15 protein-coding genes are annotated in these 15,629 nt (G+C 72.1%); 7 read left to right on the top strand and 8 right to left on the bottom strand.

The window, feature by feature from the left end; genetic code table 11:
- Positions 1-6 precede the first annotated feature (6 nt).
- Genes SSP29_RS39075 through SSP29_RS39060 form a run of 4 tightly spaced genes read right to left on the bottom strand, consistent with a single transcriptional unit; the run spans position 7 to position 3,338 of the window.
- On the bottom strand, positions 7-861 hold the full coding sequence (locus tag SSP29_RS39075; RefSeq protein ID WP_089105688.1) for a cyclase family protein: 855 nt from the start codon (positions 859-861) through the stop codon (positions 7-9).
- Positions 858-1,862 carry an amidohydrolase family protein gene (locus tag SSP29_RS39070; protein ID WP_089105687.1) on the bottom strand — a complete coding sequence of 335 codons (1,005 nt, stop codon included), beginning with the start codon at positions 1,860-1,862 and terminating at the stop codon, positions 858-860. Before SSP29_RS39070 ends, SSP29_RS39075 begins: the two co-directional genes overlap by 4 nt.
- Positions 1,859-2,983, bottom strand: coding sequence for an FAD-dependent monooxygenase (locus tag SSP29_RS39065; protein WP_089105686.1), 1,125 nt, complete (start codon positions 2,981-2,983; stop codon positions 1,859-1,861). Before SSP29_RS39065 ends, SSP29_RS39070 begins: the two co-directional genes overlap by 4 nt.
- Positions 2,984-3,032: 49 nt before the next feature.
- The gene (locus tag SSP29_RS39060; RefSeq protein ID WP_089105685.1) at positions 3,033-3,338 is read right to left on the bottom strand and encodes an antibiotic biosynthesis monooxygenase family protein; all 306 of its coding nucleotides are present in this window, start codon (positions 3,336-3,338) and stop codon (positions 3,033-3,035) included.
- A 253-nt stretch (positions 3,339-3,591) separates the two neighbouring features.
- Here SSP29_RS39060 and SSP29_RS39055 point away from each other — a divergent pair, with 253 nt between their 5' ends.
- The 6 genes from SSP29_RS39055 to SSP29_RS39030 all read left to right on the top strand — a co-directional run bounded on the left by SSP29_RS39055 (position 3,592) and on the right by SSP29_RS39030 (position 10,629).
- Complete coding sequence (locus SSP29_RS39055) at positions 3,592-4,557, top strand: fumarylacetoacetate hydrolase family protein (RefSeq protein ID WP_089105684.1); 966 nt, start codon at positions 3,592-3,594, stop codon at positions 4,555-4,557.
- Entirely contained in the window at positions 4,554-5,489 is a 936-nt protein-coding gene (locus SSP29_RS39050; protein WP_089105683.1) for a VOC family protein, read from the top strand. The genes SSP29_RS39055 and SSP29_RS39050 overlap by 4 nt, the downstream gene beginning before the upstream one ends.
- A gap of 39 nt (positions 5,490-5,528) precedes the next feature.
- The gene (hisD, locus tag SSP29_RS39045) at positions 5,529-6,830 is read left to right on the top strand and encodes a histidinol dehydrogenase (protein WP_089105682.1); all 1,302 of its coding nucleotides are present in this window, start codon (positions 5,529-5,531) and stop codon (positions 6,828-6,830) included.
- On the top strand, positions 6,827-7,588 hold the full coding sequence (locus tag SSP29_RS39040) for an SDR family NAD(P)-dependent oxidoreductase (RefSeq protein ID WP_089105681.1): 762 nt from the start codon (positions 6,827-6,829) through the stop codon (positions 7,586-7,588). The genes hisD and SSP29_RS39040 overlap by 4 nt, the downstream gene beginning before the upstream one ends.
- A gap of 283 nt (positions 7,589-7,871) precedes the next feature.
- A complete protein-coding gene (locus SSP29_RS39035) occupies positions 7,872-9,779 on the top strand; it encodes a hypothetical protein (RefSeq protein WP_089105680.1) in 1,908 nt (635 codons plus the stop codon).
- 100 nt (positions 9,780-9,879) lie between these two features.
- Complete coding sequence (locus SSP29_RS39030) at positions 9,880-10,629, top strand: class I SAM-dependent methyltransferase (protein WP_089105679.1); 750 nt, start codon at positions 9,880-9,882, stop codon at positions 10,627-10,629.
- On the opposite strand, the gene SSP29_RS39025 is transcribed toward SSP29_RS39030, so the two are convergent.
- The 4 genes from SSP29_RS39025 to SSP29_RS39010 all read right to left on the bottom strand — a co-directional run bounded on the left by SSP29_RS39025 (position 10,599) and on the right by SSP29_RS39010 (position 14,171).
- Complete coding sequence (locus SSP29_RS39025; protein ID WP_089105678.1) at positions 10,599-11,342, bottom strand: GntR family transcriptional regulator; 744 nt, start codon at positions 11,340-11,342, stop codon at positions 10,599-10,601. The genes SSP29_RS39030 and SSP29_RS39025 overlap by 31 nt on opposite strands.
- 180 nt (positions 11,343-11,522) lie before the next feature.
- Positions 11,523-12,695 (bottom strand): serine hydrolase domain-containing protein, encoded by a 1,173-nt coding sequence (locus tag SSP29_RS39020; protein ID WP_089105677.1) that lies wholly within the window; start codon positions 12,693-12,695, stop codon positions 11,523-11,525.
- Between the two features lie 89 nt (positions 12,696-12,784).
- Complete coding sequence (locus SSP29_RS39015; protein WP_089105676.1) at positions 12,785-13,189, bottom strand: nuclear transport factor 2 family protein; 405 nt, start codon at positions 13,187-13,189, stop codon at positions 12,785-12,787.
- 13 nt (positions 13,190-13,202) lie between these two features.
- Positions 13,203-14,171 (bottom strand): acetylxylan esterase, encoded by a 969-nt coding sequence (locus SSP29_RS39010; RefSeq protein ID WP_089105675.1) that lies wholly within the window; start codon positions 14,169-14,171, stop codon positions 13,203-13,205.
- Between the two features lie 103 nt (positions 14,172-14,274).
- On the opposite strand from SSP29_RS39010, the gene SSP29_RS39005 reads away from it, so the two are divergent.
- Positions 14,275-15,629: 8-oxoguanine deaminase (locus SSP29_RS39005; RefSeq protein WP_107436341.1), on the top strand; the 1,355-nt coding region annotated here is incomplete at its 3' end.

Genomic DNA, 15,629 nt, shown 5'->3' with positions numbered 1-15,629 from the left:
GGCGGCTCACTTGACTGCGATGGGGTTGACGGGGGCACCGACCGCGCCGGTGACCGGGAGGGGCGCGGCGACCAGCAGGAACTCGTACACGCCGTCGGCCGCGCAGTCCTCCGCCAGGGTCTCCAGGTCCCACATCTCGCCCAGCGGCAGGCCCATGTGGGGGATGGCGATCCGGTGCAGCGGCGCGGCCGCCGGCTCGGCGAACTCGTACGGCCGCACCTCCAGGCCCCAGGTGTCGGTGGCGACGGCCGCGATCTCGGTGCGGTGCAGCCGGCCGAGGGTGGTGAAGGACAGGCCGGGCGCGTCCCCGGCCGCGTACCCGTCCCACGCGCCGAGCCGCCGTACCCGGCCGAGCTGTCCGGTGCGGACGAGAACGATGTCACCCCGGCGCACACTGGAGGTGGCACCCTGCGCCTCGACGGTGTCCTGGAGGTGCTCCTCCGATATCGCGAAGCCGTCCGGGAGTTCACCGAGCGCGTCGCCGACCGCCCGGCCGACGTCGAGCAGCACCCCGCGGCCGGTGAAGGCGCCCCGCAGGTGCCCGAAGCCGGTCACGCAGTCGCCGCCGTGGCCGTCGACGGCGGTGCACGAACGGCCGTTCCACGCCTGCTCGGTGGCGTGGCCGCGGCCCAACCCCTCCCATCGCGTGACGGCTTGGCGGCCGGGCCACGGACCGGACCCCTCGAACCCCTGGGCCAGCGAGAAGGAGCGGCCGCGCCGGACCAGACTCGCGGCGTGCGCGCGGATCGCGTCGTCGATGAAGTTGAGCGTGCCCAGCACGTCGTCCTCGCCCCAGCGCCCCCGGTTGCGGTAGGCGGCGCGGGCCTTGGCCAGCTCTTCCTCCAGGGGACCCAGGGTCATCGGGTGTGTCCTTTCAGCAGCAGATCGAGGGCGTTGCCCCCGGCGATCGCGTCCCGTGCGGCCGGGGCGAGGCCGGCCGCGTCCAGACGGGCCACCGGGTCCGTCACCCCCATGTCGAACGGGTGGTCGGTGCCGAGCACCACCCGGTCCGCGCCCACCTCCTCGACCAGATGGCGCAGCGCGCGAGGCGTGTAGACGAGGGCGTCGAACCACATCCGCCGCAGATAGGAGCTGGGCGGCTCGGCGCAGCCGCGGGCGTCCGGCCGGACCCGCCAGGCGTGGTCGGAGCGGCCGATGTACGTCGGCAGATAGCCGCCGCCGTGCGCGGCCACCAGCTTCAGGCGCGGGAACCGGTCCAGGACCCCCGTGAAGATCAGGTGGGAGAGCGCGACCGCGGTCTCGGCGGGCTGGCCGACCGTGTTGCCGAGATACTGCGAGGCGAGCCGCTCGCCGAGCGAGCAGCCCCAGGGGTGGACGAAGACGACCGCACCCAGCTCCTCGGCCTTCAGCCAGACGTCGTCGTGCACGGGGTCGGCCAGCTCGCGGCCCTCGACGGTGGTGGAGACGCTGATGCCGTACAGGCCCAGCTCGGTGACCGCCTTGTCCAGCAGGGCGACCGCGAGGTCCGGGTGCTGGAGCGGTACCGTGCCGAGGCCGTAGAGCCGGCCGGGCGCGGCCGCGCAGTGCGCGGCCACCGCCTCGTTGACGGTACGGGCCAGTTGCACCGCGAGACCGGGGCCGGCCCAGTAGTGGTGCATGGGCATCGGGCCGACCACCTGCAGGTCGACGCCCATCGCGTCGAGGTCGGCGAGCCGCATGTCCACATCCGTCAGCCTTCCGGCCAGACGCTGGAGCTGGGCCCGGTTGGCGGCCAGCGACTCGGCGGAGTGGGCGCGCTGCTCGGCGGCCAGCTCGGCCGCGAAGCCCGCGGTGCCGGCCACCAGGGCGTCGGCCCCGGGGACCGCGAGATGGCCGTGGAAGTCGACGACGGGCGTGCTCATGCGGCCACCGTCAGGGAGGAGAGCGTCTCCGACATGATCCGGGCCGGGTCCGCGCCCGGGGTGTCCGGGTGGATCTCCCACTCGGCGAGCTGGAGAGAGTTGTCCAGCACCATGCGGACGCGGGGCAGCCGCCGGGCCATGAACCGTGCCAGGGCCCTGTCCACCGGCTCGTCGGCGGTGACCAGCTCGGCCAGCAGCACCGCGTCCTCCATGCACATCGCGGCACCCTGCGCGATCAGCGGCGGACAGGCGTGCGCCGCGTCCCCGACCACCATGGCCCGGCCCCGGTGCCAGTCCTCGTCGACCAGTACCGCCTCGATCCAGCGGTAGTCCACCGCCGTGTCGTCCGGCAGCGAGGCAAGTATCTTCCCCCAGGTGCCGCCGTACCCGGCGCCGCGCTCGCGCAGCAGGTCCAGCGAGGCCCGTGGGCCGATGAGGGCGGCGTCCAGGTTCTCGTCGAGGAGGTAGGCGTAGCACTGGTCGTCGGAGATCGGGCTGTAGCCGGCCTTGTAGCGCGGACCGCCGTAGTACACCTCGGCGCAGTCCATCTCGGCGGGGCGCCGGGCCACCACCCGGAAGATCGACATGCCGACGGGGCGCGGCTTCGCCGAGATCCCGATGAGCGCGCGCATCGCCGAGTTGATGCCGTCCGCACCGACCACCAGGTCGTAGCGGCCGGCGGAGCCGTCGGTGAACGTCACGTCCACATGGTCGGCGGACTGGTCGAGGCCGCGCACGCTCAGGCCCAGGCGGACCGTGACGCCGTGCGCGTACACCGCGTCGCACAGCGCGTTCTGCAGGTCCGAGCGGAGTGCACCCGCCGTGGACGGCAGGTCGGCGCCGCCGGTGTGCGGGGTCTCCAGCTCGGTGATCAGACCGCCGTCCGCCCGGCGCAGCCGCATGAGGTCGAACGGCACCGCCCGGGCCAGCACCCGGTCCAGCACGCCGACCGAACGCAGCGCCTTGAGCGCGTTGCCCTGGATGGTGATGCCATGGCCCACCCCGAACCACTGGGGCGAGACCTCGACGAGCTCCACCCCGACCCCGCGCTGGGCGAGGGCGAGACACAGCACGCTTCCGGTGATGCCGCCGCCGACGACGAGCACCTTGTTCACGGGCATGGGCGATCCTTGCGAAAGTAGAAAGACAGATGGTGGGGGTCAGCAGCTTTCAGCCGGTGAAGCGGGGACCCAGCTCGTGGTAGTGCTCGACGGCCGGCGGGGCGGCGAAGAACGGGCCGGCCAGGGCCCGCCAGCGCGCGAACCGCTCCGAGTCCCGGAAGCCGACCGTGTGCGCCTCGACCGAGGCCCAGCCGACGAGCAGCAGGAAGGTCCGAGGCCGCTCCGCGCAGCGCGGCAGCTCGGCCCAGCGGAACCCGTCCGCCTCGGCGAGCACCTCGCGGGCCTTGCCGAAGACCTCCTCGAATTCCGCTTCCCGGCCTTCCTGGACGGTCAGCTCGGCGTGCTCGACTACCACGGTGCGCTCCTCGGTTCGGGGTGGCATCGAGCCTGATCGGCGGTAGGTGCAGGGTCAACGGATCGAGGCATCGACAAGGGGGACGTCATCCATCCCCGACGGCGATGGCGGTCCCCGCCGCGGAGCCGCACATCGGCGCAGGCCGCGGCGGAGTGCGCGGGCGATGGCAGCCATCGTGAACGGCCATTTCCGCCGACCGGGCGCGATGCCTAGCGTCGAAGGCGAGCCCCCACCCGTACGAGGAGAGCCGCCCGTGCCCGAACCTTCCCCCTCCCACGCCGGACCCTTCGCGCTCGGCACCTTCAGCGACGGAGCGGCCGCCTTCCCCGGCCTGGTCGCCGGCACGCGGGTCCGCGACCTCTCCGGCGCCGCCCCGTCGGTACGCGCGCTGGTCGAGGACTGGGACACCTGGCTGCCCCGGCTGCACGAGCTGGCCGCGGCCACCGACGGCGCCTGGCACAACCTGTCCGACCTGCGGGTCCTGACGCCGATCGAACCGGGCCAGATCCTGCAGAGCGGTGCCAACTACCGCAAGCACGTGGCCGACCTGGTCGCCGCCGAGAAGGAGAGCGTGCACGGCGCCACCCCCGAGGAGGCCCGCGCCGACGCCGAGAAGATGATGGACGAGCGGATCCGCGACGGCGTCCCCTACATCTTCCTCGGCTCACCGCGCGCGCTGTGCGGACCGTACGACGACGTCGTGCTGCCCGCGCTCGGCGAACAGCACGACTGGGAGCTCGAACTCGCCCTGGTCATCGGCAGATCCGGGAAGAACATTCCGGTCGAGGACGCGATGTCGTACGTCGCCGGCTACACGATCAGCAACGACCTCACCACCCGTGACCGGCTCTACCGGCCCGACCTGAAGGCCATCGGCACCGACTGGTTCACCGCCAAGAACGCCGACACCTTCCTGCCGACCGGGCCGTTCCTGGTCCCCGCGGACTTCGTCGGCGACCCGGGCGACCTGCGGATCACACTCCGGCACAACGGGGTGGTCCGGCAGGACGAGTCCACCAAGGACATGATCTTCGACATTCCCCGGCTGATCGCCTACGCCTCCACGACCACCACCCTGCGCCCCGGCGACCTGCTGCTCACCGGCTCCCCGGCCGGCAACGGTGCGCACTGGGGGGTCTTCCTCAGGTCCGGAGACGTGATCGACGCGGAGATCACCGGCCTCGGCCGCCAGCGCAACACCGTCAGGAGCCACGCATGAGCTTCCAGCCCATCACCCATCTGCGCCATGTCGACCTGGCCGTACCGGACTTCGCCACCCAGCGCGCCTTCTACGGCACCACCTGGGGCCTGACCGAGGTCGCGAACGACAGCGGCATCGCGTTCTTCGCCGCCGAGGGCAGCCCCGAGCAGTACATCGTGCGCATCCGCGAGGACGAGCGGAAGCGGATGGACCTCGTCGCCTTCGGCGCGGTGTCACCGGCGGCGGTGGACGAACTCGCGGTGCGGCTGGGACGGGCCGGGGTGCAGACCGTCCACGAGCCGCGGGCGCTGGACACCCCCGGCGGCGGCTACGGGCTGCGGTTCTTCGACCCCGACGGGCGGGTCGTCGAGGTCTCGGCCGACGTGGCCACCCGCACCCACCGGAAGATCGAGGAGCGGGAGGCCATTCCGGTACGACTCTCGCACTGTGTGGTCAACTCCCAGGACCCGGAGGGGCTGCGGGACTTCTACATCCAGAACCTCGGGTTCCGGCTCACCGACACCCTGTACTCCACGCACATGGGCGACCTCATGTACTTCCTGCGGTGCAGTCCGCTGCACCACTCCTTCGCCATCGCGCGCGGGCCCCATGTGTCGCTGCACCATGCCTCCTTCGAGATGCGGGGGGTGGAGGAGTACATGCGCGGCACCGGGCGTGCGCTGCGCGCCGGAACCCGGCTCACCTGGGGCCCGGGACGGCACCTGGCCGGCGACAACACCTTCTCCTACTTCCACGACCCGCACGGCAACACCGTCGAGTACACCACCGAGCTCGCCGTCCTCGAAGAGGACCTGTGGCACCCCGGCCGGCATGACGTGGACGACCCGATCACCCAGGACCAGTGGGGCACCGCCGACCCGATGAGCGAGTCGGTCGCCAAGGAGCAGTTCAACGACCCGGACGTGCTCTTCGAAGCGCCCCCGGTGTGACCCCCTCCGAGCCGAAATCCTTTGAGAAAGGCCGCAGTTGTGGCAGAGATCCTGAAGCACGCCGTGCCCGAGGCCGAGGTGGCCGCCTCCCTCGACCAGGTGCGCGAGACGGTCGCCGGTGTCATCGCGAATATCCGCGAGCGCGGTGACGCGGCCGTCCGCGAGTACTCCGAGAAGTTCGACAAGTGGAGCCCCGACTCCTTCCGGCTGAGCGCGGAGGAGGTCGACAAGATCGTCGCCTCGGTGCCGCAGCAGGTCATCGACGACATCAGGTTCGTGCAGGAGCAGGTCCGCACCTTCGCCCGCCACCAGCTGGACTCGATGGGCGAGTTCGAGGTGGAGACCCTGCCGGGCGTGAAGCTCGGCCAGAAGCACATCCCGGTACAGGCGGCCGGCGCCTACATCCCCGGCGGCCGCTACCCGCTCACCGCCTCCGCCCACATGACCATCGTCACCGCCAAGGTGGCGGGTGTACCGCGGGTGGTCGCCTGCACCCCGCCGATCCACGGCGAGATCCCCGCCGCCACCGTCGCCGCCATGCACCTCGCGGGCGCCGACGAGATCTGGCTGCTCGGCGGCGTCCAGGCGGTGGCCGCGATGGCCGTGGGCACCGACACCATGGAACCGGTCAACCTGATCGCGGGCCCCGGCAACGCCTATGTCGCCGAGGCCAAGCGCCAGCTGTTCGGCGAGATCGGCATCGACCTGTTCGCCGGACCCACCGAGATCCTGGTCCTCGCCGACGACCAGGCGGACCCGTTCGTCTGCGCGGTCGACCTGCTCTCCCAGGCCGAGCACGGCCCGGACTCCCCGGCGGTCCTGATCACCACCTCCCGCGAGGTCGCCGAGCGGACCATCGCCGAGGTGGAGCGTCTCCTGCCCGGCATGCCCACCCGCGACTACGCGGAGCCCGCCTGGCGCAACCACGGCCAGGTGCACGTCGTCGGCTCGGTCGACGAACTGTACGAACTCGCCGACGCGTTCGCCTTCGAACACGTCGAGGTGCTGACCGCGGAGCCGCGCCTCGCGCTGGAGCGGATGACCCAGTACGGCGCCCTGTTCCTCGGCGAGGGCACCTGTGTGTCGTTCGGCGACAAGGTCATCGGCACCAACCATGTGCTGCCCACACGTGGTGCCGCCCGCTACACCGGCGGCCTGTGGGTGGGCAAGTACCTCAAGACGGTCACCTACCAGGAGGTCACCGACACCGCCTCGCAGGCCCTGCTCGGGCGGCTGTGCGGGCGCGCGTCCCGGGTCGAGCTGTTCGAGGGCCACGCCCGCTCGGGTGACGTACGGGCCGCGAGGGCCGCGGGCGACGCGCTGCCGTGGAACGAAGCGTGAGCCTGGACGGCCGTACGGCCCTGGTCACCGGCGGGGGAGGGCCGCTGGGCCGGGCTTTCGCGCCGGCGCTCGCCGACGCCGGGGCCCGGGTGATCCTCGTCGGCCGGAACGAGCAGGCCCTCGCGGAGGCGGCGGCCAAGGCCGGGGAAGCGGCCCGCACGGCGGTGTGCGACGTCTCCGACCCCGCCGCCGTGCGCGCGCTGGCCGCGGAACTCGCCGACGAGGAGGTGTCGTTGCTCGTCAACAACGCCGGCGTCGCGGGACCGGTGCGGCCGCTCGTCGACATCGAACCCGACGAGTGGGACGACGTGTTCGCCGCCAACGTACGCGGTGTCTACCTCATGTGCCGGGCGTTCCTGCCGCCCATGCTCGCCGCCGGACGGGGCGACATCGTCAACGTCGCCTCGGTCAGCGGCAAGCGCCCGCTGCTCAACCGCACGCCCTACACCGCCTCCAAGATGGCGCTGATCGGCCTCACCCGGACCCTGGCGGGCGAGGTGGGCCCGCACGGCGTCGCGGTCAACTCCCTCTCCCCGGGCCCGGTCCGGGGACCCCGCATGGACCGCAACTTCCGGCTCACCGCAGAACTCACCGGCTGCTCCGTCGAGGAGGCGGAACGGGACTTCGCCTCCCGGGCCGCGCTCGGCCGGCTGGTGGAGGAGGACGAGGTCGCGCGGGCGCTGGTCGCCATGCTGGCGATGCCGGGACTGTGCGGGGCCGACATCGACCTGTCGGCGGGGATGATCGCACCGGCGTAGATCAGCTGCAGGGACCCGGCGAGGTGGACGGCGCGCGGGCCGTCCACCTCGCCGTCGTGCGTGCCCGGCGCCGGGGACTGTGGCCACTCTGTGTGAGCGCCATGAAGTGGGCGGCACGATCCGAGGCATCGGGTTCCGGGATGCGTATGTGCAAGCCCTGTCCCGGGTTTACCGAGGCTGATTCACTCCCACCCGTGCACCTCTGGTGCCTTCGTCGCCCTGGTTCCGACCGGCGACCCGTGACTCTGCGCGACGGCGCACTCCACCCGTGGAAAGGCCTGCAATGACGCTGACATCCCGACGCTCGTTCCTGATCGCCGGTTCCGCCGCGACAGCGGCTGTGCTCGTCCCGGTCGCCTCCGGCACCGCCACCGCAGCGCCGAAGGCGCCGGGCAGGACGATCTCCGTCGCCGCGGGGGAGACCTACGAACTCGCCGCGACCACCAAGGTCAGTGAGTTGACCATCGGCGACGGCGGCAGGATCGTCGCCCCGGACGGGTACGACATCAGCCTCACCGTCGACGGGGTGGAGACCGGCCAGCTGCTCACCGCGACCGGCGCCACCGGGACCCTCGTCCAGGCCGGCACCTACCGCGGTGACGTCGTCCTCACGGTCGCCGAGTCCAACGACGTCACCTACCAGACGCTGACCTTCCCGTTCCGGCAGGCCCTGTACGTCGGTTCGGACGGGGTCGACTCCGCCAAGTCCGTGCTGTCCGCCGTACGCGGCGGCAAGGTCACCGACACGGCCGCCCGCAACGTGTCGATCGCGTCCACCGGCGAGTGCTTCACCGGCGTCTACGTCGAGAGCGGCAGCTACACCCTCCAGAGCCCCACCATCACCCTCGACGGCAACGGCCGTTCGGACTTCGCCGGGTACGGCGCGGCCGTGGTCGGCGACGGCTCCGCGACCAGGCTGGTCGTGGACGGCGCCCGGATCAGCAACAAGGGCGTGGTCCGCACCACCGTCATCGCCGACAACGGCGCCAACGTCCTCGTCAAGGACTCCTTCCTGCGCGCCCGCAACGGCGTCCTGCCCGCCGACTACCAGGCCACCGTCGAGACCCCGTACATGGAGTCGGTGCCCTGGATGCTGGGCCTGGACGGCAACGTCCGCGCCACCAACCTGATCGGCAAGAACAGCATCGCCACCTACCTCAACTCGACCGTGTTCTCCGAGACCTGGGGCGCGCTGTCGGTCGAGGGCGGCAGCGGCCTGAAGCTGACCGCGATCAACAGCCATGTCGGCAACACCGGCGACTACGGCTACGGCACCTACGCCATCGGCGACGCCACCGTCCGCGTCCTCGGCTCCCGCTTCGACGTCGGCTCCTACGCGACGATCATCGCCGGGCCGGCCGCCGTCGTGCACTACGGCGACAGCACCCGCGAGGCCGTCGCCGCCCTCAACACCGAGCTGGAACTCGGCCTGTCCAACGCCGAGTTGCGGGGGATCCCGGAGCGGAGCACGGAGGTGAACTCCGGCCACTTCGGCTACATGTTCTTCGGCGCCGGTCAACTCACCCTGGACGGCGGCACCGTCATCAACTCCGAGCGGGCCACCTTCCTCAACAAGGGCCAGCAGACCACCATTTCGGTCGACGGCTCCAAGGGGGCCCGGCTCAACCCGCGCGACGGCGTCATCCTGCAGATGATCGAGCTGGACGACCCGGGTCCGGTTCCCGTCAACGGCAAGATGATGAACGTCGGCGTCTACACCGAGCCCACCACCGACCCGGTGAAGAACTCCTCCTTCGACGTCACCGCCGTCCACTCCACCGACGGCGCCGCCACCTTCAGCTCCATCAGGCTGAAGGGCGACTTCTACAACGGCATGCGCAACGGCAAGAACATGGTCCTCACTTTCGAGGACTCGTCCGTCGAGGGCGTCATCTCGGCGACCAGGGCCAAGCACCGGGTGTCCTCCATCGACTCGTCCGCCTTCTACGAACTGGGCATCGTCATCAACACCACGCAGGCCGCCGTCAACAACGGCGTCGTGGTGAAGCTGGACAGCGGCTCCACCTGGACGGTCACCGGGACGTCGTACCTGACCAGCCTCACCCTCGCGGCCGACGCGGCCGTGAACGCACCGCGCGGCAAGGCCGTGAAGCTGACGGTCGACGGCACCGAGACGGCGATCACCGCGGGCACCACCTACACGGGCGCCCTCACACTCACCGTGGCCTGATGCCCGGCGCCGTAGCGTGACACCAGACAGGAGGCGCGGTCTCTTCCACGGTCCGCGCCTCCTCCGCGCCCGGCAGCGGGAGCTCCCGTAAGCTGGCCGGATGTTCAGCCCCGAAGGCCCGAGCCTCCGTGAACTCACCGTCCAGGCCCTGTCCTCCGTCGAGCGCGGTTACGACCTGCTGGCCCCGAAGTTCGACCACACCCCCTTCAGGACACCCGACTCGGTCCTTGAGGCGGTCGCGAAGGCGCTCATGCCGCTCGGTCCGTTCGAGGACGGCCTCGACCTGTGCTGCGGGACCGGAGCCGGTACCGACGTGCTGGCCCGGGTGTGCCGGCACAGCGTCACCGGGGTCGACTTCAGCGCCGGCATGCTGGAGGTCGCCCGCAGGCAGACCCCGCCCGAGGGCCCGGACGTCACCTATGTGCGCGGCGACGCCCGGGCCCTGCCGTTCGGGCCCGCCTTCGACCTGGTCGTCAGCTTCGGGGCGTTCGGGCACTTCCTGCCCCGGGAGCTGCCCGGCCTCTTCGACCAGGTGCACGCGGTGCTGCGGCCGGGCGGCACCTTCGCCTTCCCGGTGCTCGCGCCGCCGCGGCCCACCAGCCCCGGGTTCTGGATGCTGCTGGGCTTCGACGCCGTGATGCGGGTGCGCAACGCCCTGTGGCGGCCGCCGTTCGTCATGTACTACCGGGCCTTCCGACTCGGGTCCGTACTGGGGGAGTTGGCGCGGGCGGGGTTCTCCGTGGAACTGTCCGTGCTGCCCGAGTTCGGCGAGCGCGACGACGGCAGCCCACGTGCCCGGCTGGTCGTGGCCCGGCGCGGTCAGCCTGAGGCAGGGACCGTGAACTCGTAGACCAGAGTGTCCTGCTGGGCGTCCACCACCAGGTCGGTGATCTCCAGCGGGCGGGCGTACTGGTCGTGCACCCGGCGGGTCACCCGGACCGAGGACGCGTCCGCGACCTGGGTGATGGAGTCCCGGTGGTGCAGGGTGAGGCCGGCCTTGCGCATCCAGTCGTAGGCCCGGCGCAGCTGCGCGGCGGTACAGCCGTCGGCCCGGTCCCGGTAGCGTCCGAGTTCCTCGACCTCGGTCAGGGCCACGGTCGAGAACGAGGTCACGGCGGTGCGCAGGGCGTGTCCGTCGGGGGAGGCGGACTCGTAGCGGTGCACCAGGGTCGGCCGGTGCGGGGCCAGCCCCAGCGCCGCCGCGTGCTCGGGCGGCGGCTCCTCCCAGGTGACCGTGGCCCGGTCGACCGCGCCGTGTTCCGTGGTCCCGGCGCCCACCGGGAAGGCCAGCGAGACCGCGCTCTCCACCGGACGGCCGTGCAGCGTCGCGTGGCTGCCGCGCCGGTCGGTGGCCACCAGTCCGCTGTGCCGCAGCACCTCCAGCGCCTGCCGGACGGTCTCCCGGCTGACCCCGAAGTGCTGTGCCAACTGCCGTTCCGCGGGCAGCCGTTCACCCGGGGGCAGGGTGCCGTCGCGCAGTTCGCCGAGGAGTTGTGTCGCGATCCGCCAGTACAGGGGCTGCCCTTCGCTCTCGGAGTGGTCGTGCGGGGTGGTGCGGGCCATGCCGCGCCTCCTGTGGGTGACAGGGCTTGGTCACCGGGCACGCGGACAGGCGTGCTGACGCCTGCCGACGGGCCCGATGACAAGACGTAGCCGTGCGGGTTCGTTCCGCGACCACATCTAGCATTGGTCTAAACCATCAGGGAAGAGCGGCCGCCGGGTTCGGCCGAAACCGAACGGGCCTCACAGACTCGCGTAAACGGCGTTGACCAGGGCTGTCTTGCGGGGGTCGTCGGCGATCCGCGGCCCCATGCGGTTCATGACGTATCCGAGGGAGACGCCTGCTTCCGGGTCGGCCAACCCGCAGGAGCCGCCGAACCCGTCGTGCCCGCAGGCGCGTGGGTTCGGCCCGTACGAGCCGTTCGACCCGCTCAGCCAGAGCCCGAGGCCGACCTCGGTCTCGTCCTCGAAACCCGCGCCCAGCACCAGGTCACGGCAGCTGCCCTGGCCCTCCCGCACCCGCTCGGCCGCCTCCGGCGACAGCACGCGCCGGCCGCCGAACTCGCCCCGGCCGGCGAACACCCCGTACAGCGCCGCGACCGCCCGGGCCGTGCCGTGCCCGTTGGCCGCCGGGATCTCGGCCGCCCGCCACTCGGGGGTGTTCGCCGCACTCGCGCCCACCCCCGGGTTGGCCAGGGCGGCGACGGCGGCCGGCGCCAACTGGCTGAAGATCGCAGCCTGTTCGCTGTCCGGCAGGACCCGGGGATGCATCAGTTCGGCCGCCCGGCCCGATTCCTTCTCCGGCAGCCCGACGGTGAAGTCGATCCCCAGCGGACCGGTGACCTCCCGCTCCAGGAATGCCCCCGGCAGCAGCCCCGACACCCGCCGCACCACCTCGCCGACCAGGAAGCCGTAGGTCAGCGCGTGATACCCGGACCTGGTCCCCGGGTCCCACCAGGGCTCCGTCGCCGCCAGCCGCGCGGTCGTCAGCTCCCAGTCGTACAGCTGCTGGAGCGAGTGCGGCTCGCGCAGCCCGGACAGTCCCGCGCGGTGCGACAGCAGATGGCGGACCAGGACCCGCTCCTTGCCGGCCGCCGCGAACTCGGGCCAGTAGGCGGCCACCGGCGCGTCGAGGTCGAGCAGCCCCCGGTCGGCCAGGATGTGCGCGCACAGGGCCACCGGGCCCTTGGTGGTGGACCAGACGTTGACCAGGGTGTCGCGCTCCCACGGCAGGGTGCGAGCCGGATCCGCCCAGCCGCCCCAGAGATCCACCACGGTCTCGCCGCCGACCGTCACCGCGACGGCGGCACCCAGCTCCTCCTGGTCCCGGAAGTTCTCCTCGAACGCCTCCCGCACCGCCGCGAAACGCGTTTCGCACTGGCCGTGGACGTGTGGCTGTGGCTCGTGCTCGGACATGCGTCCTCCGTCGTACGCCGGAAAACCCGGACCGCGACGCTGCGGCCCGGGCATCCCGAACGTACCGACTGGTCGGACTGGAGGGAAGGTCAGAGGAGGAAGAGCCGCCCGGCCGGCTCCTGGTGCCCCTCGGCGGTGTGCCAGTAGTCGCGGGTCTCCACCGCGAGTCCCCGCGCGTCGAAGCGCACGAACACGCACCCCGCCAGCGTGGCCGCCGTACCCCCTTCTTCCGACCGCACCCGGAACTCCGCCGCCGCGACCCCGTCCGGGCCCACCAGCGGCGCCGAGAAGCGGACGTCCGTCACCCGCTCCGCCTCGAACGACCAGCGCAGATAGGCGGCGAGTTCGTCCCGCCCCCGGTGCGGGGCGCGGAACGGCATCGAGCGGTGCACACAGTCCTCGCTGTACAGGGCGAGCAGCGCGTCCACGTCGTGCGCGGCCCAGCTCCGCTCCCAGACCCGGACGAACCGCTCGGCGGCCTCGCGCGTGTCCATCTCCGCCGCCTCCTCAGACGTACGAGCGCAGCCAGCGCACCTTCGCCGCCTCGTGGTACGGGCCGCCGCCCTCGTGGTCGTTGTAGTCGTACACCTCGATCGTCTTGTCCTCGTGCGCCCAGGAGTTGAAGGCCGCGTAGACCGTGGAGGGCGGGCAGGTCTGGTCCTCCAGGGCCGCCGAGAACAGCGCCGGGGCCCGGCCGCGCGCCGCGAAGTGCACACCGTCGAAGTAGGAGAGGGTTCGCTGCACGTCCGCCGACCGGCCGCGGTGGGTCTTGAGGAACAGAGCGATCTCCCGGTAAGGGTGACGGTCCGTCAGCGTGGTGGCGCGCGGGAAGTCGCACAGGAACGGCACGTCGGGGGCGACCGCGACCAGGTCCGGGACCAGACCGCCGACGGCGAGGGTGATCCCGCCGCCCTGGCTGGCCCCGAGCGCCACGGTCCGCGTCGCGTCGGTCAGCGGGTGCGAACGGGCCGCCTCCACGGCCCGCACCGCGTCCGTGAACACCCGCCGGTAGTAGTAGTTCTCCGGCGCGTCGATGCCCCGCGTCATGAACCCGGGATACGCCGGCGCGCCGCCCACCGGGTCGGCCGTGGCGCCCCCGCCGCCCCAGGCGCTGCCCTGGCCCCGGGTGTCCATCGTGAAGTGCGCCCGTCCCGTCGACGCCCAGAGCAGGTTCTCGTGCGGCAGCCCGCGCCCGCCGCCGTACCCGACGAACTCCACGACCAGCGGCAGCGGTCCGGTGGCGCCGGCCGGCAGCCGCAGCCAGCCCTTGACCGGGTGGCCGCCGAACCCGGCGAACGTCACGTCGTGGACGTCGACCGTGGACAGCCCGGTGTCGACCGGCTCGAAGCGGGCGTCGAGATCGTGCTCGCGGGCCTCCTGGAGCGTCCTGGACCAGAAGGCGTCGAAGTCGTCGGGTGCCACCGACTCGCTGCGGTGTTCCCGGAGCTCGTCGAGGGGAAGGTCGAACAGGGCCATCAACAACCGCCTTGGCGAAGGGAAGGTGCGGATGATCACACCGTACGTGGGTGGTCCGACGAATCACCAGGCCTCTGCGCTGCCCGGCACCTACGATGAGCCCATGCCGTCTGCTGTTGATCTGCTGGTCAGGGACGCCGGACTGCTCGTCGTGGACGGCGGGCAGGAGATCCCGGGCGGCTGGGTGGCCCTAGCCGGTGGTCGGGTCACCGCGGTCGGAACGGCCGGCAGCGAGCCCGAGGCCCGTACGGTCCTGTCCGCGTCCGGACGGCTCGTCACCCCCGGCCTCGTCAACACCCACCACCACATCTACCAGAACCTCACCCGCTCCTACGCCCCTGCCGTGGGCGGCTCCCTCTTCGACTGGCTGACCACCCTCTACCCCCTGTGGGCCGCCCTCGACGAGGAGGCCGCCTACATCTCCGCGTACGTCGGTATGGCGGAACTCCTCATGGGCGGCTGCACCACCTCCTCCGACCACCTCTATGTGCATCCGCGCCCCGGCCTGGTCGACGCCGAGATCCGCGCGGCCCGCGACATCGGCTTCCGCTTCCACGCCACCCGCGGCTCGATGACCCGCTCCGTCGAGGACGGCGGACTGCCGCCCCGGAGCGTCACGCAGACCACCGACGAGGTCCTCGCCGACAGCGAACGGCTGATCAAGGCCCACCACGATCCCGCACCGGGTGCCCTGATCCGGGTCGCGCTCGCCCCCTGCTCGCCCTTCTCGGTGACCCAGGAGGTGATGACGGCGACCGCCGAGCTCGCCGAGCGGTACGACGTCCGGCTGCACACCCACCTCGCCGAGGACCGTGACGAGGACACCTACTGCCTGGCGACCTACGGCTGCCGTCCCGTCGAGTACTTCGAGGACTGCGGCTGGATGAGCGACCGCACCTGGGTCGCCCACTGCATCTACCCCGACGACGGCGAACTGCGCCGGCTCGCAGCCGCGGGCGTCGGCGTCGCGCACTGCCCCAGCTCCAACATGCTCATCGGCGGCGGCACCGCCCGGGTGCGGGAGATGCGCGACCTCGGACTGCCCGTGGGCCTCGGCTGCGACGGCTCGGCCTCCACGGACCACGCCTCCCTCTGGATGGAGACGCGCAACGCCCTGCTGCTCGGCCGCTACCGGGGCGGACCCGCCGCCATGACCGCCCGGGACGCCCTGGACATCGCCACCCGCGGTTCGGCCCGCTGCCTGGGCCGCGCCGACGAGCTCGGCCATCTGCGCCCCGGCGCCTGCGCCGACCTGGTCGTCTGGGACCTCCACGAGGTCGCCCTGGCCGGTGCCCTCACCGACCCCGTCGAGGCCTGGCTGCGCTGCGGACCCGCGCGGGCGTGGACGACGGTGGTCGGCGGGCGGGTGCTGGTCGACGCGGGCGAGCCCGTCCTGCCCGGGCTCGCGGACGCGCTGCGCACGCACGCGCGCGTGGCCCGCCGCCTGCAGACGACCGG

It is taken from the genome of Streptomyces hyaluromycini (assembly GCF_002217755.1).
In the GTDB taxonomy this organism is placed as follows: domain Bacteria; phylum Actinomycetota; class Actinomycetes; order Streptomycetales; family Streptomycetaceae; genus Streptomyces; species Streptomyces hyaluromycini.
This window is presented reverse-complemented; position numbering and strand designations above follow the sequence as displayed.